Origin of the sequence: Streptomyces sp. R11, assembly GCF_041051905.1 — a bacterium.
GTDB lineage: Bacteria > Actinomycetota > Actinomycetes > Streptomycetales > Streptomycetaceae > Streptomyces.
The window spans coordinates 5,661,399-5,686,783 of the sequence record NZ_CP163432.1 but is presented as its reverse complement, the minus strand read 5'-3'; the positions used below and the strand labels follow the sequence as shown (position 1 = coordinate 5,686,783).

The window sequence follows — 25,385 nt, the reverse complement described above, 5'->3', positions numbered from 1 at the left end:
GACAATCCGATCCCGGATTTCAGCGGGCGAGACGGCGCGGATCAGAAGGCGTCGCTCGGGACGTACGTCCCCCAGACCTCCCGCAGCGCGTTGCACACCTCCCCCACCGTCGCCCGGGCCCGCAGCGCGTCCTTCATCGGGTACAGGACGTTGTCCTCCCCCGCGGCGGCCTTCCTCAGCGCGGCCAGGGCCGAGTCCACCGCGGACCGGTCGCGCCCGGCGCGCAGCTCCGCGAGGCGCTCCGCCTGGCGGGCCTCGATGGCGGGGTCGACGCGGAGCGGCTCGTACGGCTCCTCCGCGTCGAGCTTGAAGCGGTTGACGCCGACGACGACCCGTTCGCCGGAGTCCGTCTCCTGGGCGATCCGGTAGGCACTGCGCTCGATCTCGCCCTTCTGGAAACCGTGCTCGATGGCCGCCACCGCGCCGCCGAGGTCCTCGACGCGCTGCATCAGCTCGACCGCGGCCGCCTCGACGTCGTCGGTCATCCGCTCGATGGCGTACGAGCCCGCGAAGGGGTCCACCGTCGCCGTCACGTCCGTCTCGTACGCCAGCACCTGCTGGGTGCGCAGGGCGAGGCGGGCGCTCTTGTCCGTGGGCAGCGCGATCGCCTCGTCGAACGAGTTCGTGTGCAGGGACTGGGTGCCGCCGAGGACGGCCGCGAGGCCCTGCACCGCCACGCGCACCAGGTTCACCTCGGGCTGCTGGGCCGTCAGCTGGACGCCGGCCGTCTGCGTGTGGAAGCGCAGCATCAGGGACTTGGGGTTCCGCGCGCCGAACTCGTCCCGCATCACCCGGGCCCAGATCCGGCGGGCCGCGCGGAACTTGGCGACCTCCTCCAGGATCGTCGTACGGGCCACGAAGAAGAAGGACAGGCGGGGCGCGAAGTCGTCCACGTCCATGCCCGCCGCCACCGCCGTGCGGACGTACTCGATGCCGTCGGCGAGCGTGAAGGCGATCTCCTGCGCGGGGGACGCGCCCGCCTCGGCCATGTGGTAGCCGGAGATCGAGATCGTGTTCCAGCGCGGGATCTCGGCCTGGCAGTACCGGAAGATGTCGGCGATCAGCCGGAGCGAGGGCTTCGGCGGGAAGATGTACGTCCCGCGAGCGATGTACTCCTTCAGCACGTCGTTCTGGATCGTGCCGGTGAGCCGGTCCGCGGGGACCCCCTGCTCCTCCGCCACCAGTTGGTACAGCAGAAGCAGCAGCGCGGCCGGCGCGTTGATCGTCATCGACGTCGACACCTTGTCCAGCGGGATCCCGCCGAACAGCACCCGCATGTCGTCGATCGAGTCGATGGCCACGCCCACCTTGCCGACCTCGCCGTGCGCGATCGGCGCGTCGGAGTCGTGGCCCATCTGGGTGGGCAGGTCGAAGGCGACCGACAGGCCGGTCGTGCCGTGGGCGATCAGCTGCCGGTAGCGGGCGTTGGACTCCGTCGCCGTGCCGAAGCCGGCGTACTGGCGCATCGTCCAGGGGCGGCCGGTGTACATCGTGGGGTAGACACCGCGGGTGAAGGGGTATGAGCCCGGCTCCCCCAGCTTCTCGGCCGGGTCCCACCCACTGAGCACGTCCGGCCCGTAGACCGGCTCGATGGGCACTCCGGACTCGGACTCGCGCGTCATGGTGTGTGCCTCCGAGGTCGCCGTGGTGGTTGCCGCCCGCGGATGCGGACGGTCTCCTTCACCTCTGTGTCCAACCATGCCGCGTAGTTCGCAACCGGTCACGTGCGGGGAGCATCTCAGGTGACACCAGGGCGGTCGGGCGGTCGGGAGTGGCCGCGGTGAGACGACGGGGGCCGGGATGCGTACCAGGGGTATGGGGCGGACACGGGGCAGGGGCTTGGGGAGTGGGACCGCCGTACTGGCCTGCGGTGCCGCGCTGACCGTGCTGTGCGGTTGCACCGTGCAGGCCTCCGGCGAGGAGGAGCGGCGCTCGCCCGTGCGCATAGAGCTCCCGAGTGGCACACCGTCCCCGAAGTCGGCACCGCCCGACGACAAGCCGAGCGCGAAGCCCACGCCCGCGGCACCACCCGCCGTGCTGTGGTCGCGGGGTGACGAGGGCCGTGACATACGGGAGCTCCAGGCCCGTCTGCGTCAGATCGCCTGGCTCTTCGACGGGCCGACCGGGACGTACGACGATCTGACGGAGCAGGCGGTCAGGGGCTTCCAGGGCAAGCGGGGGCTGCCGAAAACGGGAAAGACCGACGAGGTCACCTGGCAACGGCTGCTGAGGATGACACGCGAGCCCGGCAAGTGGGACCTGTATCTGATGGGCGGCCAGCCGGCCGACGCGCCGGACGCCCGGTGCCTGACCGGCAGGGTGCTGTGCATCAGCAAGTCGAGCCGGACGCTGCGCTGGATGATCGACGGGCGGTCGGTCCTGACGGTGCCGGTGCGGTTCGGGTCGCAGTACACACCGACCCGGGAAGGTGTGTTCAGCGTCTACTGGAAGTCACGGCACCATGTGTCGACGCTGTATGACTCGCCGATGCCGTACGCGATGTTCTTCAGCGGCGGCCAGGCGGTGCACTACTCGTCGGACTTCGCGGCCACGGGTTACGCGGGCGCCTCGCACGGCTGCGTCAACGTACGGGACGAGCGGGCGATCGCGGAGATGTTCGCGCAGGTGAGGACCGGCGACAAGGTCGTCGTCCACTGGTGAGGCGCGGGAGGGTGGGTGTGGGGCGCGGGCGGGACCGGGGGAACGTGTCCCGCCCGCGCCGATGCACGAGCCGTAGGTACGGGGGGAACCCCGGCTCTGTGCGACGGCCGATGACCAGTCGGCTCACTCACATCAGCGCCATGGCGGCCGAAAGTGTCACTCCTGCGGCGAAGAATTTTCAACCAATTACAAAATCGCAGGTCAGCGGCCTGTTACGGAAGTGACGACGCGGTCCGGCAGGAGGGCCTCCGCGCGCGCCACCACGGTGGACGGAGCTGCTACGGCGCTTTGCGTGCGGTGGCCGTCACGGCCGCCGTCACGGTCACGGCCGCGGTCACCGTGGTGGTCGCGGTCGTCGTCGCCGTGCCGGCCGCCCCGGCCGTCGCCTCGCGAATCGGCACGGTCGCCCTCGTCGTCGTCCCGGTCTCGGTTCCTGTCCCGTTCCCGTTCCCGCTCCCGGTCCCGGTCGCGGTCCCGGTCCGTGCCGCTGCCCGACTTGCCCCAGGTGCCGTCGGCGACGGCCTTGAGGACGCCGTCGCAGTACTTCCGCACGCGTTCGGAGTCCCCCGCCGCGCGCTCCAGGGCTCGGCGGCGGTCGTTGGACAGCTCCTTGCCGTCGCGCAGGTCGCGGCAGTACGCGGTGACGACCTTCCACCAGCCGCCCCCGGCCTCGTCCCGGTCGCGGGCCGATCCGCGGTCCGGGGCAGAACCGCCCGGTTCGGCGCCCTCGGTCGTGCCCGGATCGGTGGGTGCCCGCGAATCGTCGTCGGGCGTGGGTCCGCCCCACACGCCGCCGTCCGGCGAGGGCGAGAAGAGCGGGCGTTCCGGTGGTGCCGGTGTCGAGACCGTGGCGGCCGGGCGGCTCCCTTCGTCTTCGACGAACGGCGATGTCAGGACTCCGGTTCCAGCCGCGACCGCAACCCCGCCGACCATGCCGACGGCCAGCGCGGCGGCAAGACCGAGCCGTACGGGACGGGCCCAGGGGGCTCGGCGGACACCGTTGTCGGCGCGACCGATACGGACCAGCCCGACGTCGACGGGCCCGGCGTCGAGGGCTTCGCCGGCCTCGCAGGCACCGGACGCGGAGCCGTGGCCGACGGTCGCGGACTCGGTGCCCCGGCCCGCTCGCGCCGCGCGGAACGCCGCCAGCGCTGCGGCCTCTCCGGGGAGTTCCGTGCTGCTCAGCGGGGGTTCGGCGGTCAGCGCCTCAAGCGTCTTGGCGAGACGTTCGGCCTGGTCACGGTCGGCCGGATCGACAGCTTCGAGTGACTCTCCGCGCAGCAAACGCTCCGCCGTTTCGCGGTCCAGCCACCTGTACTGCTCGTCGGCCATCACACATCCTTCTGCGTCCGCGAACGCATATGCGTCACACTCGCAGACGTCACCGCGCGGTCGCGGGTTCCTCGCTGAGGAGGCAGGGCGTCGAGCACCCCGGTCGATTCCGGATCGTCGCCGAGCAGCTCGGCGAGCCGCTTCAGACCCCGGTGCGCGGCGGTTCGTACGGCACCCGGGCGTTTGCCCAGCGTCTGGGCGGCCGTCTTGGCGTCGAGCCCCACGACCACGCGCAGGACGACGGCCTCGGCCTGGTCCTGCGGCAGCCGGGCGATGAGGGAGAGGGTGCCGTCGGTGGCCAGGGCCTCCATGGCCTCCCCCGCCGTGTCGGACTCGGCGGCCTTCCCGGTCAGCTCCGTCTCGTCGCCGCCGATCGCGGGGCGGCGGCCGCGCATGCGTATGTGGTCCAGGGCGCGGTTTCGGGCTATCCGGGCGGCCCAGCCACGGAAGCGGTCCGCGTCCCCGCTGAACCGCTCCAGGTCACGCGCTATCTGCAGCCACGCCTCCGACGCGACGTCCTCCGCGTCCGGGTCACCGACCAGCGTCCGTACGTACCCGAGCAGCCGCGGGTGCACAGCGCGGTACACAGTCCGGAACGCGCTCTCGTCCCCGTCCTGTGCCGCAAGCACCGCGGCGGTCAGCTCCGCGTCGTCCCCCAGCACTGCGCCCCTTTTGCGCCTAAGCCGGTGCCGCTGTCGCGGACCGGTTCTCGCCGTCGTGGTTCCTCAGTTGATGGTTGCGGTTCTGGAACCGCAGGTCGTTGCGGTGGTCATACACCTTCCGCGTCCGGCGCGAAAGGCACGTTACGGCCTGAAAGCGCTGCTCGTCCATGTCCGTACAACGTGCAACTACCCCGGATTCCGCGATGTGTCCGCCCAGGTGTGACAGAAAACGCAGTCATGGCGCTGTAGAAAGTACGGGCCGCCGCGCGGCCCGTGCCGCGCGACGGCCGGGGCCTCTCCTGTGGGGGGTGGCGGCCCCGGTCGTCTCGCGCAAGGCCCGTGTTGCGTCGGCGCGGAGTCAGTCCTTCTTCTCGGCGCTCTTGCCGGACCCACCCTTGTCGCCCGGGCCCTGGCTCCGGCCGTTGCCGGTGACGCCGCCCCCGTCAGCCTTGTTCGAGGGGGCGTTCGTCGGCCCACTCCCCGTCCGGTCCAACTGCTCGGCACAGTACGCGGCCACCTTGTCCGCACCGCCCGCCGCCGCGACGAGCCGCTGCCAGGCCGTCGAGTCCATGGCGTTGCCGCGATCCTCGACCTGGGCGTACGCCCTGCACTTGGCCTCGGTGTCCTGGGCGGTGGTCGGGTGGCCGGGCCTGGCGGAGGCGGCACCGGACGCCGCGGAGGGGTGCACGGCGGTCGGCCGGTCGGGGGATCCGGCCGACGAGGTGGGCCTGGCCCTGTCCTCGCCCGTGGCCTCCGAGGGGCCGGACGAGCCGATCGCGGCGACTGCCACGCCGCCCAGCGTGAGGCTCGCGAGGAACAGGGAGAGCGTGGTCTTCACCGACAGCGGCAGTCGGCGCGGCTCGCGCGGCCGCCAGTCGTCCCGGCGCCGGGTGCGTGCCTGGTGCGCCCCCGCGGCACGGGCGGCCCGGAAGGCCGCCACGGCACGCTGCTCGCCCTCGGTGTCCACGGGATGCCCGCGCAGTACGGCGGCGGAGAGCAGCGCCTCCAGTTCGGCGTCGTCGAGGGCCACGGACGGGCCGGAGGCGCAACCCGCGGACCCGTCCTCAGGGTGCGCATGCCGACGGCCGGGTTCTCCGCCGTGGCTCTGCCGTTCACCCATGTCCGTTTTCCCGTCCCTGTCCGACCTGCTTGGTTGGCTTTCGCCACCCTTTGGCTGCGCAACCGCTGCGACCTGCGTGGCCCATGTAGCTGCTGTGGCTGTCGTTGCTGCTGTGACTCACCAGCTTCTAGAGCCTGTACGTCCGTCGCGCCCCGTACGACTCACCGCGCACGTCGCCTCGCTTCATCGAAGCGCCGTGGCACCGTGCGCGATGCGTCGATGCACCGCCCGTCAGCCGCCGACACCCTCACTGTTCATTTCGATTCCCCCAGCGTCTGGGGGCCGTCATCCGTCACACCTGCGACGCCCAGCTGCTCCGCCAGGCGCTTCAGCCCCCGGTAGGCAGCCGTGCGGACCGCGCCCGGGCGCTTGCCGAGGACGCGTGCGGCGGCGGGGGCGTCCAGGCCTACGACGACCCGGAGCAGCACGGCCTCGGCCTGGTCCTTCGGCAGCCCGCGGACCAGCTGCAGGGCGCGCTCGGTGGAGATCGACTCCAGGGCCTGGTCGTGCGTGTTCTGCAGACCGGGCAGGTCCAGTACGTCGTGCTCCAGCGCCGACGACCGGGGCCGTACCTTCTGCCGACGCAGATGGTCCAGCGCCCGGTGCCGGCCGATGGTCGCGGTCCAGCCCCGGAATCCGGCGCCGTCGCCCTTGAACCGGCCGAGGTCCCGGGCTATCTCCAGCCAGGCGTCGGACGCCACGTCCTCCGCGTCGTCCCCGACCAGCCCCCGCAGGTACCCGAGCAGTCCCGGGTGCACCAGCCGGTACGCGACCGCGAAGGCGGCCTCGTCACCTTCCTGAGCCCGCGCGACGGCCGCGCTCAACTCCCCGTCGTGCGCGTGCCCGCGGCGGGGTTCCCCTCCCTGGCCCAAGAACTGTCCTCGTCCGTACCGGTTCGCGGCGGATTCGCACCCCGCGGTGCGGCCACCCTTTCCCACGCCCCTCCACGGTCAACAGCGCCCGGCCTCACAGAAGTGTCACAGGGGCAGCGCCTGCGGCCGGTCGCTACAACCATTGCCGCTCATCGGGAGTCAGATACGCCGCGACCTGCACACAGCCCCATCACAGGGATGGCATACGATGCGGCGTGATCCACATAAAGTTCGCATAAGAGGATGTAACGTCATGTCAGTTCGCAGTCCCTTTCGCTCCCTTCGCGGCATATCCTCCGTCGTTGCCCTGCTCGCGGTCGGCGCAGTGGGATGCTCGGACATCTCGGATGCCGTCGACAGCGCCAAGGACGGGGCGAAGAAGGCGGCCCGCCAGAGATCGGTGTTCTCGCTGAACGTCGGGGACTGCTACAACCCGAACAACAAGGGCGACGGCACGGAGATCCTCGTCGAGATCGTGCCCTGTGCCGAGGCGCACACGGGTCAGGTCGTCGGCGACTTCAAGATCGAGGAAGGCTCGAAGTACCCCGGCACCGACGCGGTCGCCGCCGTCGCCGACGAGCGGTGCCCGGTCGAGGCCGGGAAGTTCGCCCCGGACACCTGGGCGCTCCCCAAGGGTGTCGGACTGACCCACTACACCCCGACCCAGGAGAGCTGGGCGACCGGCGACCGCGCCGTGAGCTGCAGCTACACCAAGGACTCGGGCACGTTCACCGGCGCGCTGAACGCGAAGTCCCTGAAGCCCGAGCAGAGCGCGTACCTGAACGGTTCGAACGCCGTCTACGAGGCGCTGTGGGCCAACCAGTCCGAAAAGGACACCGTCGAGGCGGACTTCGCCGGCTACAAGGCGCAGGCCAAGGCCGTGGCGGCCGCCCTCGACGCGCACGTGAAGGGCCTGAAGGACATCGACGGCACGGAGGTCGGCAAGCTCCGCGCGGACCTGACGAAGACGGCCGCGCACTGGAGGAAGGCCGCGAACGCCGCCGACACGGACGCGTTCTACATCGCCTACGACCCGGCGTTCACCGGTATCGACCCGAACAAGACGGTCGCCGCCCGCAAGGAACTGGGCCTGGCCACCACCGTCCCGGCCGACGAGGCGGAGGTCTGGGCGAGCTGACGCTCCCTCGGGCCCGGCCGGAACCCCGCCCTTTCAGGGCGCCCCGGCCGGGCCATCTCCGTCCGTCGCCTACCGCTGTACGGCGTCCCGGCACAGCAACCGCAGCGACCCGTCGCCCGCGAAACACCGCCGCGCCTCGTCGATGGGGTCCCACAGCCGCCCATCGGGCGTACGGATCCAGTGGTCGCCGCCCGTCGCCCACCACTCGGCGCCGGTCTGACGGGCGATCACCTCACCGGCGTACGCGCCGAGACCTCGCAGCGTGTTCTCCACGGCGGCATACGGCGTCCGTTCCCGGCGCAGCTCCTCGATCATCCGGTCGACCCGCCACAGGCTCTGCGCCGAGTAGTCGAGTCGCAACCGCGCCCCCTCGCGCATCGTCGCCACCGCGTCCGCCGCCCACCGCACCGGCTTGGTAGCGGCTGCGGGCCTGGTTTCCTGCTGAGTCGTCACACCCTGGAAAGCGTGTCCGAACTGGGATTCGTCACCCGGATCCGGCGACTTCCCGGGACCGGCGCAGGACCGCCCCACCTCGCTCCCACGACAGTCACACGACTCCCCCACGAACCAGGTTTACCCGGGAGTGACACTTCGCCGCTCCCGTGCGCTCCAGTCACTGATGAGCCTGTACTTCCATCTCCGAGCGGTGCCGCCCTCGGCACTGCGCAACAGCGCGACCTGGTTCCAGCGCCTGTTCGAGGACGACTGGGACACTGTGCGCCTACGGCTCGACCGGCACCGCGAGGAGATGCTGGACCAGCGGTACGCCGACCAGCACGCCCTCTACGCGGGGCAGGCGCAGGACGGCCCGCGGGCCGACGTGGTCCTGGGCGGCCGGCCGGTGTACCACCCGGTGCCGGAACACCCGCCGTTCCTGATCCTCACCGCGGCACAGGTCACCCGCGTGGCCGACTACCTCGGCTCGACCGACTTCGAGGCACTGTGGCGCCCGCTGCGGGCCACAGCCCCTCCCGAACCGGAAGTGCACACCATCCTCGCGGCGGCCCACCGCGACCTGACGGCCTTCTACACCCGAACCGCGGAGTGCGGCGACGCGGTGGTGAAGTGCCTCCTGCAATAGAGGTCCCCTTCCTCCAACGCCGCAAGAAGGGGCGCGGGGAACTCCGCGACAAGCCCCAGCGCACCCGCACCCGCACCCGCACCCGCACCCGCCCGAGAACTCCCCACGGCGCCCCCTTTGGCACACCCGGCACTACTCGCGGAGCGCCTCGCACCCGGCACTACCCGCGAAGCGTCCGCGCACGCCGGGAAACCACCGCCCGCAGCACCCGCCGCCCCTCCGTCGACACCTCCAGCGCCCGGCGCAACCCGCTCGCGCCATGCCCGGCCAGAATCTCCAGGACGCTGATCTGGCGGCGCAGTTCGGCGGCGACGAGCGGCGACATGCCCTGCGTCCGGCCCTCGGCGGAGGCCGAGGCCCCCTCCGTGCGGGCCGAGCTGAGCGCCTCGGGGAGGGCGGCGGCCGAGGACGCGTCGTCCTCCGCGGGGTCGAGGAGCCGGTGGATCTGCAGCGAGGCGACGGAACAGGCGTCGGCCCAGATCCGTGCCTCGGCGGCGGACCGCACGGCCGGGGCGGCGGCCAGCATCCGTCGGGCGAGCAGGGCGGCCTCGTCCTCGACGTCCGCGTCGTCCATGACGTCGGCGACGCCCAGCTTCGCGCGCACCTGCTCCAGCAGTTCACCCCACGCGGCGGAGTCCCCGCCGTCCGCGAGGTTCGCCCACAGCGGCCGCAGCACCTCGTCGTCACCGCCGAGCAGCGGCACGCACCGATCCAAACAAGCCAACCCGCTGGCGGCCAGTCCGCGTTCGTCGGCCTGAGCGATCAGTTCCACCAGGCTCATCCACGCCTCCCTAAGCGGGTCATTCCTGAGGGTCTGGGTCCCCGCACAGAACCCTGGCGAGCGCCGTCCTTTACGGAGCCCGCACTTCCCCTTACTGCGTGCGACGGCCCGGGAGTGTCACAGGGGCACGACGCCCAGCCGGTCGAGCAGCCGGAAGAAGAGGTTTTCGGCCAAAGGGTCCGCATCAGCGGTGAGTACGGCGACAAGCGACTCGGTGTTCACTTCGTGCCCGGCTTCGGCGGCCCAGGCGACGGCCCGCTCGGCGGCCTCGGGGGGTTCGAGGAAGTAGTCCTCGAGCGTGAGCCCCTCGGTTCCGGCGCCGAGGTACCCGGCCATCGCGCCGCGCGCGAGACACGTCGTCCAGGCCCCGCTCTCCGGCGCAGCCGCCTCCACCACCACGCAGTCGCTGTCCATGACGTATCCGAAGAGCGCGGGCGCCCCTGTCTCCAGGGCCAAGGCGTTCATGCTCCCGACGTCAGCGCCGCTGCTCGGGTACTCCCACACCTGCCACCCGCCGGGCGCCTCCGCCCGCAGGGTCATCCCCTCGGCGCCCGCCAGCGCGTCCAGCTCCGCCAGCGGCCGCTCCCCGCGGCCCACGACGAAGTACCCCCAGTACCCCATTCCGGTTCCCCCTGGCTGTTCGGTACGGCTCGGGCCGAATACACCACAGTCGCACGGGGGTTCGCAGCCGTATCGGCCAAATCCGGGGCTCAGTTCAGCCGGTCGGCGAGCGCCCTGAACTCGGCCCAGGACAGTTCCGGCTCACCCGCGTCCCACAGCTTCTGCACCGTCGCCCGCAGCGGCATCCGGATCCCGGCCGCGACCTGCTCCTGTGTCTGCGAGTTCGCGAGGTCGCACCACACGGCGAAGGACCCGCCGAGGATCTGGTCGTCGTACTTGGCCGGCACGGGCGTCGTGCCGCGCAGGACCCGCGGCGTCCACTGCTCGTAGATCCGCTGCCCCGTCGGATAGACGAAGGTCTGCGGCTCCCCGAGCACGTAGTAGAGGAACTCGTCGTTGTAGTTGATGACCTTTCGACCCGTACTCAGGTACTCCACGGGCAGCCGGGCGCCGATCTCCTTGCCCGTCCAGTACGCCACCTGGATGTCCTTGTCCGGCTGGACGGAGGTGTCCCGGAAGAACCCGTCGTTCCACGCCCGCGGCGTGCGGTCGTCGGCGCGGACGGTGGCTGCGCGGCCGTTGAGCCACCCCGTGGCGAGGTCGGCGACGGTGGCGCCGGAGCCGTAGGCCTTGCGGGCGGCGGCGGCGAGCTGCGGGTAGGACGCCTCGGGATTCGAGACGACCAGCGCCTGGTACTCGTCACCGCCGAGGTGCCACTGGTTGCCGGGGAAGAGGCCGGCGTACTCGTTGAGCAGGTCGTCGACGATCTGGGCGGACTCGGGCTTGGAGATGTCGATGGCGCCCCGGGTCGCCACCCCGTTGACGTTGCGCAGCTGAAGATCGGGGTGCGCGGCGATGACGGCGCCCAGATGCCCCGGCGAGTCGATCTCGGGCACGATCTGGATGTGCCGGCTCTGGGCCAGTTTGACGATCTTCTGGACCTGCGCCTTGGTCAGATGCTGCTGGGACACGATCTCGGGATGCGACTCGGACTCGATGCGGAATCCCTGGTCGTCGGAGAAATGCAGCCCCAGCTGGTTGTACTTCAGGTCGCCGAGCTCCCGCACCCGGTCCTCGATCCAGTCCGCGGTGAAGTACTTGCGGGCCATGTCGAGCATGAATCCGCGCACCGGCTTGGCGGGCTCGTCCCGCACGACGCCCTCCGGCGCCGTACCCCCGTCGTGGACCTCCTGCTTGAGCGTCCGGGTCCCGTAGAAGACCCCCGCCTCACCGGGCCCGCTGATGGTCACCCGCCCGCCGCGCACGGTCATGGCGTACGACTCCGGGTCCGCGCCCTCGTCGTCGTTCAGGGCCAGCCGCACGTCCCCGGCCCGCACGTCGTCCTTCTCGCCGGCGTACTTGAGCCCCAGCTCACCGGCGATGAGCCGGCCCTCGTCGGCCAGGCCCGCGTCGCTGACGACGACCCGCTCGCCCTGCGCGGGACGCCAGCCGGGCCCACGGGCGGCGGTGTGGGAGGTCACGGACGGGATGGTGCTGGGAGCCTTCGAGAGCGGATAGGACCGGGTTGGCGCAGGAGTCGGAGCCGCCTGTCTCGGGGCGGTGGGTGAGACGGCCTCGCCGGTGCCCGGCCCCGACCGCCGCTGCTCCGACCGGGCCGACGATCCGTCGTCGCCGGTGGCCAGGAGCCCGATGCCCACCCCGGCCCCGACCGTCACGAGGACCACCGCGACGATCAGCACCCACGTCTGCTTCAGTGCCCTCCTGGCCGGTGCCCGGCGCCTGTGCTTGTGCTGGCTCACATCGCCAACCTAGGCCCTTCGGGCTCGGCCCGCCGTCCGACGGGCCGTCCAGCGAGCGTTCCGAAACTCTCCCGTTCGACTGAAATTCGGGCATCCGTCGGACACCTCACGTCCACACTCGGTAACGTGGCGCCACTCCTCCCCCAAAATCTCCAGTCGAAACCACGTGACGCCCACACACCTTCCTGGCCGAGTCGCCATACCGTCGCTGCCCGAGCAGACCCGCACTCCACCGTCCCCGGACGCGCTGGAGGCGTTCAACGCCGCCCCTGCCGACACGGTCCGGCGCGCCCTTCTGGCCTGCCTGCACAGCCCCCGCTGGGCCGACCGCCTCGCCGACCACCGCCCGTATCCCGACGTCGAGTCCCTGCTGGCCGCGTCCGACGAGGCGGCCTACGACCTGGCTCCGGGCGATCTGGCGCAGGCCCTGGCTGGAGAAACGTTGCCGGTGCTGCCGGAGGGTGTGTACGGGGCGGCCCATACGGCACTCAGCGCCGCGCATGCCGCATACGAGGCGAAATTCGGCCACGCGTTCGTGATCTGCGTGGACAACCTGTCGCCGAACGAGGCCCTGGACCAGGCACTGGCGGGAATCCGGTCACGTTTGACGAACGATCCTGAGGAGGAACGGGTCGTCGCGGCGGAGGAACTGCGCCGCCTGGCGAAGGGGCGGTTGCTGGATTCCCTCAGGGGCGCGGGGCTGTAATCGATGCGCGGCCACGGCCGCGCGGGCGCGCGACCAGCGTCAATGGCGCCACACCCGATGGATAACCGAACATTCCATCCCATTGGCCGCCAATACCCCATCCGCGTGCCACTTTGATCACATACGCAGCCCCCCGCTCAGCTGCGCGGCGCCACGTGGATACGATGCTGAGGGCCGGTGGACCGTACCCGGCCGGGCCCGACCGACAGCACAAGCCGGCGCGGCCCCAATCCCCGCTCCCGGAGGAACTTCCGTGCCGGCTGGAACGCTGTACCGCGGCCGGGAAGGAATGTGGTCCTGGGTGGCTCATCGAGTCACCGGCGTCCTCATTTTCTTCTTCCTGTTCGTTCACGTGCTGGACACCGCTCTCGTGCGTGTCTCCCCCGAGGACTACGACAAGGTCGTAGCCACGTACAAGACGCCGATCGTCGCGCTGCTGGAGTACGGCCTCGTCGCCGCCATCCTGTTCCACGCGCTCAACGGCCTGCGTGTCATCGCTGTCGACTTCTGGTCGAAGGGCCCGCGCTACCAGAAGCAGATGCTCTGGTCCGTCGTCGGCCTGTGGGTCGTGCTGATGCTCGGGGCGATCTACCCCGTCCTCGGCCACGCCGCTCGTGAACTGTTCGGGAGCTGACGCGCATGTCCACCACTGAGAAGACCGCCACCGGTATCGGCCCGGTCGAGGGCGAGTCCCTCTACAACGTCGACAACCCGGCCCCCTACATCGAGGCACCGCGCCAGCGCACCAAGAAGACCCCGAAGTCCACGCGGGGCAACTTCGAGATGGCCGCCTGGCTGTTCATGCGCCTGTCCGGCGTCGTGCTGGTCGTCCTGGTCATCGGCCACCTGCTGATCCAGCTCGTGCTGGACGGCGGCGTGTCCAAGATCGGGTTCGCGTTCGTCGCGGGCCGCTGGGCGTCCCCGTTCTGGCAGGTCTGGGACCTGCTGATGCTGTGGCTCGCGATGCTGCACGGCGCCAACGGCCTGCGCACGGTCATCAACGACTACGCGGAGCGCGCGAACACCCGGCTGTGGCTGAAGGGCCTGCTCTACACCGCCACGGTGTTCACCATCCTGCTGGGCACGCTGGTGATCTTCACCTTCGACCCGAACATCCGCTAGGCACGGGGCTGAGGCAACCACCATGAAGATCCACAAGTACGACACCGTCATCGTCGGCGCCGGTGGCGCGGGCATGCGCGCGGCCATCGAGTCCACGAAGCGCAGCCGCACCGCCGTGCTGACCAAGCTGTACCCCACCCGCTCCCACACGGGCGCCGCGCAGGGCGGCATGGCCGCCGCGCTGGCCAACGTGGAGGAGGACAACTGGGAGTGGCACACCTTCGACACGGTCAAGGGCGGTGACTACCTGGTCGACCAGGACGCCGCCGAGATCCTGGCGAAGGAGGCCATCGACTCGGTCCTCGACCTGGAGAAGATGGGCCTGCCGTTCAACCGCACCCCGAACGGCACCATCGACCAGCGCCGCTTCGGCGGTCACAGCCGTAACCACGGCGAGGCCCCGGTCCGCCGGTCCTGCTACGCGGCCGACCGCACCGGCCACATGATCCTCCAGACGCTGTACCAGAACTGCGTCAAGCACGGCGTGGAGTTCTTCAACGAGTTCTACGTCCTCGACCAGCTGATCACCGAGGTGGACGGCGTCAAGAGGTCCGCCGGTGTGGTCGCCTACGAACTGGCGACCGGCGAGATCCACGTCTTCCAGGCGAAGGCCGTGATCTACGCGTCCGGCGGCACCGGCAAGTTCTTCAAGGTGACGTCGAACGCGCACACGCTGACCGGTGACGGCCAGGCGGCCGTGTACCGCCGGGGTCTGCCGCTGGAGGACATGGAGTTCTTCCAGTTCCACCCGACCGGCATCTGGCGCATGGGCATCCTGCTGACGGAGGGCGCCCGTGGTGAGGGCGGCATCCTCCGCAACAAGGACGGCGAGCGCTTCATGGAGAAGTACGCGCCGGTCATGAAGGACCTCGCGTCCCGAGACGTCGTGTCCCGCTCCATCTACACGGAGATCCGCGAGGGCCGTGGCTGCGGTCCCGAGGGCGACCACGTCTTCCTGGACCTCACGCACCTCCCGCCGGAGCAGCTGGACGCGAAGCTGCCCGACATCACGGAGTTCGCGCGCACCTACCTCGGTATCGAGCCGTACACGGACCCGATCCCGATCCAGCCCACCGCGCACTACGCCATGGGCGGCATCCCGACGAACGTCGAGGGTGAGGTCCTCAGCGACAACACGACCGTCGTCCCGGGGCTGTACGCGGCCGGCGAGGTCGCCTGCGTGTCCGTCCACGGCGCGAACCGGCTGGGCACGAACAGCCTCCTGGACATCAACGTGTTCGGCCGCCGGGCCGGCATCGCGGCGGCTGAGTACAGCCAGAAGGCGGACTTCGTCGAGCTGCCGGAGAACCCGGCGGAGCTGGTGGTCAGCCAGGTGGAGCGCCTGCGCACGTCCACCGGCACCGAGCGGGTGGCCACGCTCCGCAAGGAGCTGCAGGAGACCATGGACGCCAACGTCATGGTGTTCCGTACCGAGCAGACGATCAAGACGGCGGTCGAGAAGATCGCGGAGCTGCGCGAGCGCTACAAGAACGTCTCGATCCAGGACAAGGGCAAGCGGTTCAACACGGACCTGCTGGAGGCCATCGAGCTCGGCAACCTCCTGGACCTCGCCGAGGTCATGGCGGTTTCGGCCCTGGCCCGCAAGGAGTCCCGCGGCGGTCACTACCGCGAGGACTACCCGAACCGCGACGACGTCAACTTCATGCGCCACACCATGGCGTACCGCGAGGTCGGCGACGACGGCACGGAGTCCATTCGTCTCGACTACAAGCCGGTCGTCCAGACCCGCTACCAGCCGATGGAGCGTAAGTACTGATGGCAACCCCCGTTATGGACAAGGTCGAGGCGGAGTCCACGGCCTCCCCGTACATCACGGTCACGTTCCGGGTCCGCCGCTTCAACCCGGAAGTCTCCGCAGAGGCTGTGTGGGAAGACTTCGAGCTGGAGATCGACCCCAAGGAGCGCGTCCTCGACGGTCTCCACAAGATCAAGTGGGACATCGACGGCACGCTGACCTTCCGCCGCTCGTGCGCCCACGGCATCTGCGGTTCGGACGCGATGCGGATCAACGGCAAGAACCGCCTCGCGTGCAAGACGCTGATCAAGGACATCAACCCCGAGAAGCCGATCACGGTCGAGCCCATCAAGGGCCTGACGGTCCTGAAGGACCTCGTGGTCGACATGGAGCCGTTCTTCCAGGCGTACCGCGACGTCATGCCCTTCCTCATCACGAAGGACACGAACGAGCCGACGCGCGAGCGCTTCCAGACGGCCGAGGACCGTGAGCGCTTCGACGACACGACGAAGTGCATCCTGTGCGCCGCCTGCACCTCCTCGTGCCCGGTCTTCTGGAACGACGGCCAGTACTTCGGGCCGGCCGCCATCGTCAACGCGCACCGCTTCATCTTCGACTCGCGCGACGAGGCCGGCGAGCAGCGCCTGGAGATCCTCAACGACAAGGACGGCGTGTGGCGCTGCCGCACGACGTTCAACTGCACGGACGCCTGCCCGCGCGGCATTGAGGTCACGAAGGCGATCGCGGAGGTCAAGAAGGCGCTGATCACTCGGCGGTTCTGACCCTCCCAGGTCCACATCAGGGCCCCGTTTCCGTCACTTCGGGAACGGGGCCCTGTGGTGTTCAGGTACGCACGGCAGAACACGCTGCGTCGCGCGCGTGCGCCCTTTTACAGCTCGTGACCCCAGTGGCCGTCGGCCATCTCGGCGAACGTGAGCGACTCGGTCATCAGCCACCCACCAGCGGTACGAGCTTCAGGAACGTGATCTCGGTGTCGCGCCCGAGCTCGATCTCGTCGTCGAGGTCGGTGACCTGACGGTCGCCGACGAGCACGAGGAATCCGTTGCCGGCGAAGGCCTTGAGCGCCTGCTCGGTCTGGGCCTCGGGGTCCGTCCGGCGGCGGGTGCGCACCGCCCGGCCGTTCAGCGCGCGCTCCGCGTCCGTTGGCTGCACCAGCCCCTGGAAGACCTCCGGTGTGCGCGCGTTGTACTCGGCGACCTCCTGGAAGACCCGACGCCGGATCAACTCGCGCACGGTGAGACGCTCCTCGGCGATCTCGAGCCCCCAGCCGTCGCTACGGCCCCCGCTTGTCGTCTCGTCGACGAACGTCACGATTCCCATGACGACGACAGTACGAGCCACCACTGACAATCACCGGTTCCCGCCGATCATCGCCTTACCCTGACGGTATGTCAGATGACGAGTCGTACGAACTGCTCGGGTTCGACAACGTGCTGCTGCCCGTCGGCGACCTCGGCGAGGCCCTCGCGTTCTACGAGCGCGCCGGGTTCGCGGTCGGGTTCCGGCTCGACGAGGCCGGGATCGCGGGGCTGAAGGTCGGCGGCGAGACGCCGGGGATCCTGCTGCGCACCGAGGAAGGGCTGGGGTACCGGCCGCCCCCCTGGCCCACCACGCGCGTATGGCTGGAGGTGCCGGACGCGCGTGCGGCGGGGCGGGCGTTGACCGAGGCGGGCATCGTGCTGCTCGACGAGCCCGCCTCCGTGGCCACCGGCTGGACGGTCGAGATCGCCGATCCCTGGGGGAACGTCGTCGGGTTCACGGACTACTCCAAACGGCCGATGCTCGGGCGCAGGCCCTGACCGAAGCACGGCGGACCGCGCACTGGAGAGGTACGTGACGCAGGCCTCACGCAATCGAGTTGAACACGTTCAAAGACAGCTCTAGAGTCTTCACTGTCAGCATTTTGAACGTGTTCAAGGAGGGGGAGGCGTCATGGACCGCACGGTCATCGCCTACGTCATCTACCTGGTCGTCAGCATCGCCCTGACCATCTGGGTGGCCCGCACTCTCAGCCGCAACGGACGGATCTTCCTCGCCGACGTGCTGCGCGGGAACGAGAAGCTCGCCGACGCCGTGAACCACCTGCTGGTGGTCGGCTTCTACCTCGTCAACCTCGGCTTCGTCGCCCTGTACCTGAGCGACGACGACACCGTCGTGGACACTCGCGGGGTCTTCGAGGCCCTGTCGACCAAGCTCGGCGTGGTGCTCCTGGTGCTCGGCGTGATGCACCTGGGCAACGTCTACGTGCTCAACAAGATCCGGCGGCGCAGTGTCATGGAGCGGGAGCAGACGCCGCCGGTCGCGCCGCAGGACTGGGTAGCTCCGACGGCCGGGGCGTGAGCGGATGCCCGGCGAGGCGACCGGCAGGACGGACGCCGTGGCGGACCGCGTCGCGACCGACACGCCCGGGGCTCAGGTCCGCCGTCTGACCGTCCTCTACGACGCCCAGTGCTCCCTGTGCACCTTCCTGCACGACTGGCTCGTACGGCAGCCCCAGCTGGTGCCGCTGGACTTCGTGGCCGCCGGGTCCGACGAGGCGCGGCGGCGCTACCCCGGGCTCGACCACAGCGCCACTCTCGCCGAGATCACCGTCGTCGGCGACGCGGGGCAGGTCTACCGGGGCGGCGCCGCCTGGATCGTCACCCTGTGGGCCCTGCGCGAGCACCGGCCGCTCGCGCATCGCCTCAGCACCCCGTCGGGGGCACGGCTCGCCAAGGGGGCCGTGCTCGCCGCCGCCAAGTGGCGAGGGGGGCAGTGGGACGGGACACGCCGGGGCGGGCGGACCTACCGGCGTGCGGACGGGTGGTCGTACGACACGAGCCGGGGCTGGACGTACGAGCCGCCGGGCTGCGAGAGCGGCACCTGCGCCACGCGCTGACGCGGGTGCCGAGCGGGCCCAACTCGTCCTGAACGGCACGTTTTGGGACACCGGTTTGGCATGCACCCTTCCAAAACCGTGCTGGGGTTGGCACGCTGCCCCCGGTTCACCACTGCGCACTCGCACCGACTGTCTGTCGTCCGCCGGGCGGCGCCCCACCCGGTCGCCCGGTCCCCCCATCGCAGAAGGAGTACGCGTGAGAGGCATACCCCGCGTCACCCGCATACCCCGCCCCCTCCTCGGCGCTCTGGTCGGCTTCACCGCGCTGCTCACCGCCGGCGCCCTCGCCACACCCGCGGGCGCCGCGCCGAGGTCCGACACCCCGACCGGCGTCAGCCCGGTCTCGGCCGGCGCACAGCAGCAGGCCCGTGAGTTCTGGACATCGGAACGGATGCGCGCGGCCACCCCGCTCGACCTGGTGACCGTGAACGGGCACATCGACGGCGGCTCGGCGCCCCGCAAGGGCACGGCGACCACCGTCGCGCCCAGCGCGCCGGCCGGCCGCACCGCCTCCGACATCGGCCTCCTGGCCTTCCCGAACAGCGGCGGCCAGTGGACCGGCGGCGGAGCGGTCGTGTCCACCGCGGGCCGCGTGTTCTTCACGTACCAGGGCCGTACGGCGTCCTGCTCCGGCAACGCCGTCACCAGCGCCAACAAGAGCACCGTGATCACGGCGGGCCACTGCGTGAAGCTGGAGGGCGCCTGGCACACCAACTGGGTCTTCGTGCCCGGCTACCACGACGGACAGGCTCCCCATGGCCGCTGGACCGCGTCGAAGACCCTGTCCACCCCGCAGTGGACGGCGAGCGAGGACATCAACTACGACGTCGGCGCGGCGGTCGTCGCCCCGCTGGACGGCAAGCTGCTCACCGACGCCGTCGGCGGACAGGGGCTGGCCTTCAACACCGGCTACAACCTGCGCATGTACGCGTTCGGCTTCCCGGCCGCGGCCCCGTACGACGGCGAGAAGTTCATCTACTGCAGCGGCAACACCAACCGGGACTTCCTGCTGTCCGACGACCACGGCATGAACTGCAACATGACCGGCGGCTCCAGTGGCGGCCCCTGGTTCACGCAGTTCAACGAGGCCACGGGCACCGGCCTGCTGTCCTCGGTGAACAGCTTCAAGTACAACTTCCTGCCGAACCGGATGTACGGCCCGTACTTCGGCGCCGACGCCCAGAACCTCTACCAGGCGGCGCAGGCCTCCTGACCGGCGGCCGAAACGCCACTCGTTAGGCTCCTTCCGTGTCCTCGAAGAACGACAGCCCTGAACAGGGCGATGCGCCCAGCAAGTCCGAGCAGACCCGTGCGCTCATCCTGGAGACGGCCATGCGGCTGTTCCAGGAGCGCGGCTACGACAAGACGACGATGCGGGCGATCGCCCAGGAGGCCGGGGTCTCCGTCGGCAACGCGTACTACTACTTCGCGGGCAAGGAACATCTGATCCAGGGCTTCTACGACCGGATCGCCGCCGAGCACCGAGCGGCGATCCGGGACGTCCTGGCCCGCGAGACCGACCTGGAGGCGCGGCTCGCGGGCGTGCTGAAGGTGTGGTTGGACATCGCCACGCCGTACCACGAGTTCGCGGTGCAGTTCTTCAAGAACGCCGCCGATCCCGACAGCCCGCTCAGCCCCTTCTCCGCCGAGTCGGAGCACGCGCGCGAGGAGGCCATCGACATCCACCGGCAGGTGCTTGCGGGCTCGGCGAAGACCAAGGTGCCCGAGGACCTCAGGGACGTACTGCCCGAGATGATGTGGCTCGGCCAGATGGGGCTCGTCCTGTACTGGATCTTCGACCGGACCGAGGGGCGCGAGCGCAGCTATCGGCTGGCCGAGCGGTCCGCCCGGCTGACCGCCCGGGGTGTGGCGCTGGCGCGGTTCCGGGTGCTGCGGCCGCTGGTGCGTGACGTGCACGAGCTGTTCACGGACTTCCTGCCCGGGATGACGAACGCACTGCCGGACCCGGCGAAGGGCAGGGCGAAGGACAGTACGAAGGGCAAGGAGGCGCCCGTCGAGGACGAGCGCCCCTGAAGCCTCCGTCCGCGCCCGTCAGTTGACGCCGCCCCCGCGCGGCGCGGCGTCCACCTCGCCCTCGGTCAGCTCGACGTCGTGCACGAGCGGCCCGTCCGTCACGACGACCTGCCCCGCCCGCGACCCGTACGACGGGGCGGTCGTCGCCAGCAGATACGTCCCGGGCGCCGGCACGGACACGATGTACGAGCCGTCCGCCAGCGACGTCACCCGGTCCACCTGGCGCCCGCCCTTCGTCAGCAGTGTCACCGCCGCGCCGTCGACCGGCTCACCGTCGGCGGCGCGGACGTACCCGTGCACGACCGAGGCCCGGCCCGCCCCGGCCGGCTCCTCCTCGGCCGCCGGCGCGACCGCCTCCTCCTTCGGCTCGACCGCCAGGTGCGGCAGCCGCTTCTCCATCCAGTCCGGCAGCCACCAGTTGGACTTGCCGAGCAGGTGCATCGCGGCCGGCACCAGGGCCGTACGCAGGATGAACGCGTCCAGGGCGACGGCGGCCGCGAGGCCGATGCCCGCCATGGCGCCCTCCATGTCGCCGCTCAGCACGAACGCGCTGAACACACAGATCATGATCAGGGCGGCCGAGTTGATGACCCGGCTGGTCTCCGCGAGGCCGACGCGCACCGCGCGCGCGTTGTCCCTCGTGTGCACCCACTCCTCGTGCATCCGGCTCACCAGGAACACCTGGTAGTCCATGGAGAGGCCGAACAGCAGGGACAGCATGATGACCGGCAGGAAGGACGTGATCGGCCCCTCCTTGCCGACGCCGATCAGTTCGGTTCCCCAGCCCCACTGGAAGATCGCCACCAGGACGCCGAAGGACGCCGCCGCCGCGATCAGGTTCATCAGGGCGGCCGTCAGCGGCACCACCAGCGAGCGGAAGGCCACCATCAGCAACAGGAAGCCGAGCGCGATGATGGTGGCGACGAAGTACGGCAGCCGATCGCCGGTCACCGCGGCGAAGTCCTTGAAGACCGCCGTCACTCCGCCGACATGGGCCTCGGCCCCGGACTTCGGGATCACGTCGTCGCGCAGCCGGTCGATCAGTTGGTCCGTCTGCTCGGACTGGGGTGATGTGGTCGGTACGACCTGGATGACCGTGACGCCGTTCGCGGGCGGGGCGGCGGCCACCTGGGCGACGCCCTCGGTCGACCGGATGCCGTCGACCAGCCCGGCGGGGGCGTCGCCCTCGACGACCACCTGGAGCGGGCCGTTGACGCCGGGCCCGAAGCCCTCGGCGAGCAGGTCGTAGGCCTGCCGGGTCGTGGTCGACTCCTGGTGGTTGCCCTGGTCGGTGGCGCCGAGGCGGAGCGACAGCACCGGGATCGCGAGAACCGCCATGACCACGACGGCCAGCGCCGCGAGCCGACGCGGGCGCCTTTGGACGTACGCCGACCAGCGCGCCGCGAGGCCGCTCGCGTCCTCCGGCTCCGGTCCCGCGGCGGCGAGCCGGCGCCGCTGCCGGCGGCTGAGGACGCGCATGCCGAGCAGGCCGAGAAGGGCGGGCAGCAGGGTGATCGCGGCCAGCACGCTCAGGACGACCGTCAGGGAGGTCGCGACGACCACGCCGTCCAGGAACCGCATGTTCATCACCAGCATGCCGGCGAGCGCGATGCACACGGTGCCGCCCGCGAACAGCACGGCGCGCCCGGAGGTGTTGAGGGCCGTCGCCGCCGACTCCTCCGGCTTCATCCCGCGCAGGATGCCGCGGCGGTGCCGGGTGACGATGAACAGGGCGTAGTCGATGCCGACGCCGAGGCCGATCAACGAGCCGAGCAGCGGGGCCACTTCGGGCACGTCCGTGACATGGCTGAGCAGCATCGTCCCGATCAGGCCGGTGCCGACGCCCGCGATCGCCACGACGATCGGCAGCAGCATCGCGAAGAGCGAGCCGAACGCCAGGAACAGCACGACCGCGGCGGCGAGGATGCCGACCGCCTCCGCCGTGCCCTGCGGCGGCTCCTGGGTGCGGGCGATCGCCTGGCCGCCCAGCTCGACCTGGAGTCCGTCGCGTTCGGCGGCCTGCGCCGTGTCGACGACGTCCTCGATCAGCTCCTTCGGGATGGCGTTCGCCTGCTCGGTGAAGGTGATCTGGGCGTACGCGATCCGCCCGTCCCGGCTGATCTGCGCGGCTCCCTGCGCCGCGTACGGGTCGGTGACCTCACCGACGCCCTTCATCCGCCCGATCTCCTCGAGCGCGGGCTCGATCCGGGACCGTACGGACTCGTCCCGGACGGACGTCCCGCCGTCCCCGTCCACCTTCCACACCACCGTGTCGGTGTCGCCCGCGCGCTCCGGGAAGGCCTTCTCCATCAGGTCGTACGCGGTCGTGGAGTCCGTGTTCGGGAGGGAGAAAACGTTCGCGTAGTTCGTGCCCGCGGCCGAACTCGCCGCCCCCAGGCCGAACAGTGCCCCCAACCACAGCAACAGGACCACCAGCCAGTGCCGATAGCACCACCGTGCCAATGCCGCCACGCTCAACGCTCCTTATTCGGTTCGGTCGGTCCCCCAGGTCCTGGGCAACAGGATTGGCGGCGCCGCGCGCGCGTGGCAGGCGATGGCCATGACTCTCAAGGAACTCCAAAGCGGCCGGCCCACCCGACTGTCAGTGGCGCAGCCGATACTGGGGGCATGACGACGGCTTCAGGCACCGTGCTGATCGTGGAGGACGAGGAGAGCATCGCGGACGTCCTCGCGATCGCCCTGCGCTACCACCGCTTCGAGGTCATGACCGCGGGCACGGTCCGCGAGGCGCTCACGCTGGTAGAGCGCACCCTCCCCCACGCTCGAACAGGCTCGCGCGGGGGGACCCCCATCGACGCGGCGCTGCTCGACGTCATGCTCCCGGACGGGGACGGCCGGGCGCTCGGGCGGGAACTGCGCGAGCGGCGGCCCGACCTGGCGCTCGTCTTCCTCACCGCGCGCGACTCCCCCGCCGAGATCGTCGGCGCCCTCGGCTTCGGCGACGACTACATCACCAAGCCGTTCAACATCGACGAGGTCATAGCCCGCGTCACGGCGGTCCTGCGCCGCACCCGCCCGGCCGACGTCCTGCCGCAGCGACCGCCCCTGCGGTACGGCGACCTGGAGCTGGACGAGACGACGTACTCGGTCCACCGCGCGGGCCGCACCGTCGAACTCACCCCGACCGAGTACGCCCTGCTGCGCTTCCTGGTGCGCAACGGCGGCCGGATCGTGCCCAAGGAGCAACTCCTGCGCCACGTCTGGCAGTACGAGCACACGCCGCCCGAGTCGACCGTCGTGGAGACCTACATCAGCTATCTGCGGCGCAAGCTGGACACCCTGGGACCGCCGGTGATCACCACCCGGCGGGGCGTCGGATACGGGCTGGCATGAGGCTCGCCGGGATCCTCGACGTCTGCCGCCGGCGCGGCATCCACTCGCTGCGCGGCAAGCTGACGCTGGCGAACGTCGCGCTGCTGGCCGTCGGCATCGTCGTGGCGACCGCGGTCAGCCTCATGACCGCGCGGTTCTACCTGCTCGACAAGGTGGACACCGAACTCCAGGGGGCGCGGACCGCACTGCAGAGCGCCGGGTTCACCCTGCGGCAGATCGAGTCGCTGAGCGAACTGGGCATCGCGCTGGACAGGTTCAACGGCGGCGGAGCCACGGACACCGACCCGCTGCCGAGCCCGAGCATGGTGTACGTCGCGGTCGACTCCGGCGGTAAGCCGGTGGCCCTGGGCCCCTTGCAGCCGACACCCCGGCAGCACGCCCTCGCCGCCGCCGCGAAGGACCCGGTCGTCTTCGCCGTCGACGAGGAGCCCCGGGACGTACGGGTCGAGGGTGACCGCCACCGGATGGTCGGCGCACGGCTGTCGGACGGCACCGTCGTGCTGATCGCCATGCCGACCGAGGGCCTGCACGAGGGCATGGGCAAGGCACTGCGGATGGACCTCGCCGTCGGCGCCCTGCTGCTGGCGCTGCTCGCCTGCCTGACCATGATCAGCGTGCTGCGCTGGATGCGGCCGCTGGAGAGCATGGTGGAGACCTCGTCGGCCATCGCCGACGGCGATCTGACCCGGCGGATCCCCTCCAGCCGCGACTCGACCCTGGAGGTGGAACAGCTCCGGGTCGCCCTCAACTCCATGCTCCACCAGGTCGAGTCGGCCTACCGCACGCGCGAGCGCAGCGCGGCCCAGTTGCGCCAGTTCGTCGGCGACGCCTCGCACGAACTGCGCACCCCGCTGTCCGCGATACGCGGCTACCTCCAGCTGTACGACAAGGGGATGCTCACCGGCCCGGCCGAACGCAGACGGGCCTGGGACCGGATGAACGGCGAGGTCGACCGCATGGGGCGTCTCGTCGACGAGCTGCTCACCCTGGCCCGCCTCGACCAGCGGCCCGAACTGCGGTTCCGCAACGTCGACTTGAGCCGCCTCGTGCGCGAGGCCGCGGAGGATCTGCGGGTGCAGCAGCCCGAGCGGCCCATCGCCGTCGACGCCGACGGCACACTGCTCGTGCACGCCGACGAGTCGGGGCTGCGGCAGGTGCTGGGCAATCTGCTGAGCAACGTCCGCACGCACACGCCCGCCGACGTGCCGGTGCGGCTGGGTGTGGAGCGGGCGGACGGGGTCGTACGGCTGTGTGTCGCGGACAAGGGGCCGGGGCTGTGCGAGGAGGACGCGGCACGCGTCTTCGACCGGTTCTTCCGGACCGGCGGGGGCGCGCGCAGCGGACTGGGGATGGCGATCGTGCAGGGGGTGGTGGAGGCGCACTGCGGGGAGGTGGCGGTGCGGACCGCGCCGGGCGACGGGCTGGCGGTGACGGTGACGCTGCCGTCGAGGTGACAGGGCGCGCCGCTACCCTTCGGGCGCGCCTT

26 protein-coding genes are annotated in these 25,385 nt (G+C 70.6%); 15 read left to right on the top strand and 11 right to left on the bottom strand.

The window, feature by feature from the left end:
- Positions 1-41 precede the first annotated feature (41 nt).
- Positions 42-1,622, bottom strand: coding sequence for a methylmalonyl-CoA mutase (locus tag AB5J55_RS26425; RefSeq protein ID WP_369273017.1), 1,581 nt, complete (start codon positions 1,620-1,622; stop codon positions 42-44).
- Between the two features lie 178 nt (positions 1,623-1,800).
- Here AB5J55_RS26425 and AB5J55_RS26420 point away from each other — a divergent pair, with 178 nt between their 5' ends.
- Positions 1,801-2,661 carry a L,D-transpeptidase family protein gene (locus AB5J55_RS26420; RefSeq protein WP_369273016.1) on the top strand — a complete coding sequence of 287 codons (861 nt, stop codon included), beginning with the start codon at positions 1,801-1,803 and terminating at the stop codon, positions 2,659-2,661.
- Between the two features lie 201 nt (positions 2,662-2,862).
- On the opposite strand, the gene AB5J55_RS26415 is transcribed toward AB5J55_RS26420, so the two are convergent.
- From AB5J55_RS26415 to AB5J55_RS26400, 4 genes are all read right to left on the bottom strand, one after another.
- Positions 2,863-3,993, bottom strand: coding sequence for a hypothetical protein (locus AB5J55_RS26415; protein ID WP_369273015.1), 1,131 nt, complete (start codon positions 3,991-3,993; stop codon positions 2,863-2,865).
- On the bottom strand, positions 3,993-4,655 hold the full coding sequence (locus AB5J55_RS26410; RefSeq protein WP_328424264.1) for an RNA polymerase sigma factor: 663 nt from the start codon (positions 4,653-4,655) through the stop codon (positions 3,993-3,995). Before AB5J55_RS26410 ends, AB5J55_RS26415 begins: the two co-directional genes overlap by 1 nt.
- A 358-nt stretch (positions 4,656-5,013) precedes the next feature.
- Positions 5,014-5,775: a hypothetical protein gene (locus tag AB5J55_RS26405; protein ID WP_369273014.1), complete on the bottom strand. Its 762-nt coding sequence runs from the start codon at positions 5,773-5,775 to the stop codon at positions 5,014-5,016.
- A 254-nt stretch (positions 5,776-6,029) separates the two neighbouring features.
- The gene (locus AB5J55_RS26400) at positions 6,030-6,647 is read right to left on the bottom strand and encodes an RNA polymerase sigma factor (protein ID WP_369273013.1); all 618 of its coding nucleotides are present in this window, start codon (positions 6,645-6,647) and stop codon (positions 6,030-6,032) included.
- 253 nt (positions 6,648-6,900) lie between these two features.
- On the opposite strand from AB5J55_RS26400, the gene AB5J55_RS26395 reads away from it, so the two are divergent.
- A complete protein-coding gene (locus AB5J55_RS26395; protein ID WP_369273012.1) occupies positions 6,901-7,785 on the top strand; it encodes a septum formation family protein in 885 nt (294 codons plus the stop codon).
- 69 nt (positions 7,786-7,854) lie between these two features.
- On the opposite strand, the gene AB5J55_RS26390 is transcribed toward AB5J55_RS26395, so the two are convergent.
- A complete protein-coding gene (locus AB5J55_RS26390) occupies positions 7,855-8,238 on the bottom strand; it encodes a hypothetical protein (RefSeq protein ID WP_369273011.1) in 384 nt (127 codons plus the stop codon).
- Positions 8,239-8,404: 166 nt separating this feature from the next.
- Between AB5J55_RS26390 and AB5J55_RS26385 the strand changes: the two genes are divergently transcribed.
- A complete protein-coding gene (locus AB5J55_RS26385; protein WP_369273010.1) occupies positions 8,405-8,866 on the top strand; it encodes a DUF1877 family protein in 462 nt (153 codons plus the stop codon).
- Between the two features lie 160 nt (positions 8,867-9,026).
- On the opposite strand, the gene AB5J55_RS26380 is transcribed toward AB5J55_RS26385, so the two are convergent.
- The 3 genes from AB5J55_RS26380 to AB5J55_RS26370 all read right to left on the bottom strand — a co-directional run bounded on the left by AB5J55_RS26380 (position 9,027) and on the right by AB5J55_RS26370 (position 11,968).
- The gene (locus AB5J55_RS26380) at positions 9,027-9,647 is read right to left on the bottom strand and encodes a hypothetical protein (RefSeq protein WP_369273009.1); all 621 of its coding nucleotides are present in this window, start codon (positions 9,645-9,647) and stop codon (positions 9,027-9,029) included.
- A gap of 117 nt (positions 9,648-9,764) precedes the next feature.
- Positions 9,765-10,268 (bottom strand): hypothetical protein, encoded by a 504-nt coding sequence (locus AB5J55_RS26375; protein ID WP_369273008.1) that lies wholly within the window; start codon positions 10,266-10,268, stop codon positions 9,765-9,767.
- An 89-nt stretch (positions 10,269-10,357) separates the two neighbouring features.
- Entirely contained in the window at positions 10,358-11,968 is a 1,611-nt protein-coding gene (locus AB5J55_RS26370) for a glycoside hydrolase family 20 protein (RefSeq protein ID WP_369276302.1), read from the bottom strand.
- Positions 11,969-12,194: 226 nt separating this feature from the next.
- Between AB5J55_RS26370 and AB5J55_RS26365 the strand changes: the two genes are divergently transcribed.
- The 5 genes from AB5J55_RS26365 (at position 12,195) to AB5J55_RS26345 (ending at position 16,394) form a co-directional block, all read left to right on the top strand.
- On the top strand, positions 12,195-12,734 hold the full coding sequence (locus AB5J55_RS26365) for a 2-oxo-4-hydroxy-4-carboxy-5-ureidoimidazoline decarboxylase (protein ID WP_369273007.1): 540 nt from the start codon (positions 12,195-12,197) through the stop codon (positions 12,732-12,734).
- Between the two features lie 253 nt (positions 12,735-12,987).
- A complete protein-coding gene (gene sdhC / locus AB5J55_RS26360; protein ID WP_079052045.1) occupies positions 12,988-13,368 on the top strand; it encodes a succinate dehydrogenase, cytochrome b556 subunit in 381 nt (126 codons plus the stop codon).
- A gap of 5 nt (positions 13,369-13,373) precedes the next feature.
- Positions 13,374-13,856 (top strand): succinate dehydrogenase hydrophobic membrane anchor subunit, encoded by a 483-nt coding sequence (locus AB5J55_RS26355; protein ID WP_328879757.1) that lies wholly within the window; start codon positions 13,374-13,376, stop codon positions 13,854-13,856.
- Positions 13,857-13,878: 22 nt separating this feature from the next.
- Positions 13,879-15,633 carry a succinate dehydrogenase flavoprotein subunit gene (gene sdhA, locus AB5J55_RS26350; RefSeq protein ID WP_369273006.1) on the top strand — a complete coding sequence of 585 codons (1,755 nt, stop codon included), beginning with the start codon at positions 13,879-13,881 and terminating at the stop codon, positions 15,631-15,633.
- Positions 15,633-16,394 (top strand): succinate dehydrogenase iron-sulfur subunit, encoded by a 762-nt coding sequence (locus AB5J55_RS26345; protein WP_369273005.1) that lies wholly within the window; start codon positions 15,633-15,635, stop codon positions 16,392-16,394. The genes sdhA and AB5J55_RS26345 overlap by 1 nt, the downstream gene beginning before the upstream one ends.
- A 166-nt stretch (positions 16,395-16,560) precedes the next feature.
- Here AB5J55_RS26345 and AB5J55_RS26340 read toward each other — a convergent pair whose 3' ends face one another.
- Positions 16,561-16,953, bottom strand: coding sequence for a hypothetical protein (locus AB5J55_RS26340; protein WP_369273004.1), 393 nt, complete (start codon positions 16,951-16,953; stop codon positions 16,561-16,563).
- A 68-nt stretch (positions 16,954-17,021) separates the two neighbouring features.
- Between AB5J55_RS26340 and AB5J55_RS26335 the strand changes: the two genes are divergently transcribed.
- From AB5J55_RS26335 to AB5J55_RS26315, 5 genes are all read left to right on the top strand, one after another.
- A complete protein-coding gene (locus AB5J55_RS26335) occupies positions 17,022-17,432 on the top strand; it encodes a VOC family protein (RefSeq protein ID WP_369273003.1) in 411 nt (136 codons plus the stop codon).
- A gap of 133 nt (positions 17,433-17,565) precedes the next feature.
- On the top strand, positions 17,566-17,973 hold the full coding sequence (locus AB5J55_RS26330; protein ID WP_369273002.1) for a hypothetical protein: 408 nt from the start codon (positions 17,566-17,568) through the stop codon (positions 17,971-17,973).
- A gap of 37 nt (positions 17,974-18,010) precedes the next feature.
- Positions 18,011-18,511, top strand: a complete 501-nt coding sequence (locus AB5J55_RS26325; RefSeq protein ID WP_369273001.1) for a thiol-disulfide oxidoreductase DCC family protein — start codon at positions 18,011-18,013, stop codon at positions 18,509-18,511.
- Between the two features lie 196 nt (positions 18,512-18,707).
- Positions 18,708-19,724 (top strand): serine protease, encoded by a 1,017-nt coding sequence (locus AB5J55_RS26320; protein WP_369273000.1) that lies wholly within the window; start codon positions 18,708-18,710, stop codon positions 19,722-19,724.
- 35 nt (positions 19,725-19,759) lie between these two features.
- Positions 19,760-20,545, top strand: coding sequence for a TetR/AcrR family transcriptional regulator (locus tag AB5J55_RS26315; RefSeq protein ID WP_369272999.1), 786 nt, complete (start codon positions 19,760-19,762; stop codon positions 20,543-20,545).
- 18 nt (positions 20,546-20,563) lie between these two features.
- Here AB5J55_RS26315 and AB5J55_RS26310 read toward each other — a convergent pair whose 3' ends face one another.
- Positions 20,564-23,008: an MMPL family transporter gene (locus AB5J55_RS26310; RefSeq protein WP_369276301.1), complete on the bottom strand. Its 2,445-nt coding sequence runs from the start codon at positions 23,006-23,008 to the stop codon at positions 20,564-20,566.
- A gap of 165 nt (positions 23,009-23,173) precedes the next feature.
- Here AB5J55_RS26310 and AB5J55_RS26305 point away from each other — a divergent pair, with 165 nt between their 5' ends.
- Together AB5J55_RS26305 and AB5J55_RS26300 are read left to right on the top strand one after the other, a co-directional pair.
- Positions 23,174-23,899: a response regulator transcription factor gene (locus AB5J55_RS26305; protein ID WP_369272998.1), complete on the top strand. Its 726-nt coding sequence runs from the start codon at positions 23,174-23,176 to the stop codon at positions 23,897-23,899.
- Entirely contained in the window at positions 23,896-25,353 is a 1,458-nt protein-coding gene (locus tag AB5J55_RS26300; protein WP_369272997.1) for an ATP-binding protein, read from the top strand. The genes AB5J55_RS26305 and AB5J55_RS26300 overlap by 4 nt, the downstream gene beginning before the upstream one ends.
- Positions 25,354-25,385 lie beyond the last annotated feature (32 nt).

Bases quoted from the DNA above. Each gene is read 5' to 3' on its own strand.
- AB5J55_RS26425 (WP_369273017.1), bottom strand. From the start codon at position 1,622: ATGACGCGCGAGTCCGAGTCCGGAGTGCCCATCGAGCCGGTCTACGGG.
- AB5J55_RS26420 (WP_369273016.1), top strand. From the start codon at position 1,801: ATGCGTACCAGGGGTATGGGGCGGACACGGGGCAGGGGCTTGGGGAGT.
- AB5J55_RS26415 (WP_369273015.1), bottom strand. From the start codon at position 3,993: ATGGCCGACGAGCAGTACAGGTGGCTGGACCGCGAAACGGCGGAGCGT.
- AB5J55_RS26405 (WP_369273014.1), bottom strand. From the start codon at position 5,775: ATGGGTGAACGGCAGAGCCACGGCGGAGAACCCGGCCGTCGGCATGCG.
- AB5J55_RS26395 (WP_369273012.1), top strand. From the start codon at position 6,901: ATGTCAGTTCGCAGTCCCTTTCGCTCCCTTCGCGGCATATCCTCCGTC.
- AB5J55_RS26385 (WP_369273010.1), top strand. From the start codon at position 8,405: ATGAGCCTGTACTTCCATCTCCGAGCGGTGCCGCCCTCGGCACTGCGC.
- AB5J55_RS26380 (WP_369273009.1), bottom strand. From the start codon at position 9,647: ATGAGCCTGGTGGAACTGATCGCTCAGGCCGACGAACGCGGACTGGCC.
- AB5J55_RS26375 (WP_369273008.1), bottom strand. From the start codon at position 10,268: ATGGGGTACTGGGGGTACTTCGTCGTGGGCCGCGGGGAGCGGCCGCTG.
- AB5J55_RS26355 (WP_328879757.1), top strand. From the start codon at position 13,374: ATGTCCACCACTGAGAAGACCGCCACCGGTATCGGCCCGGTCGAGGGC.
- sdhA (WP_369273006.1), top strand. From the start codon at position 13,879: ATGAAGATCCACAAGTACGACACCGTCATCGTCGGCGCCGGTGGCGCG.
- AB5J55_RS26345 (WP_369273005.1), top strand. From the start codon at position 15,633: ATGGCAACCCCCGTTATGGACAAGGTCGAGGCGGAGTCCACGGCCTCC.
- AB5J55_RS26340 (WP_369273004.1), bottom strand. From the start codon at position 16,953: ATGGGAATCGTGACGTTCGTCGACGAGACGACAAGCGGGGGCCGTAGC.
- AB5J55_RS26335 (WP_369273003.1), top strand. From the start codon at position 17,022: ATGTCAGATGACGAGTCGTACGAACTGCTCGGGTTCGACAACGTGCTG.
- AB5J55_RS26330 (WP_369273002.1), top strand. From the start codon at position 17,566: ATGGACCGCACGGTCATCGCCTACGTCATCTACCTGGTCGTCAGCATC.
- AB5J55_RS26305 (WP_369272998.1), top strand. From the start codon at position 23,174: ATGACGACGGCTTCAGGCACCGTGCTGATCGTGGAGGACGAGGAGAGC.
- AB5J55_RS26300 (WP_369272997.1), top strand. From the start codon at position 23,896: ATGAGGCTCGCCGGGATCCTCGACGTCTGCCGCCGGCGCGGCATCCAC.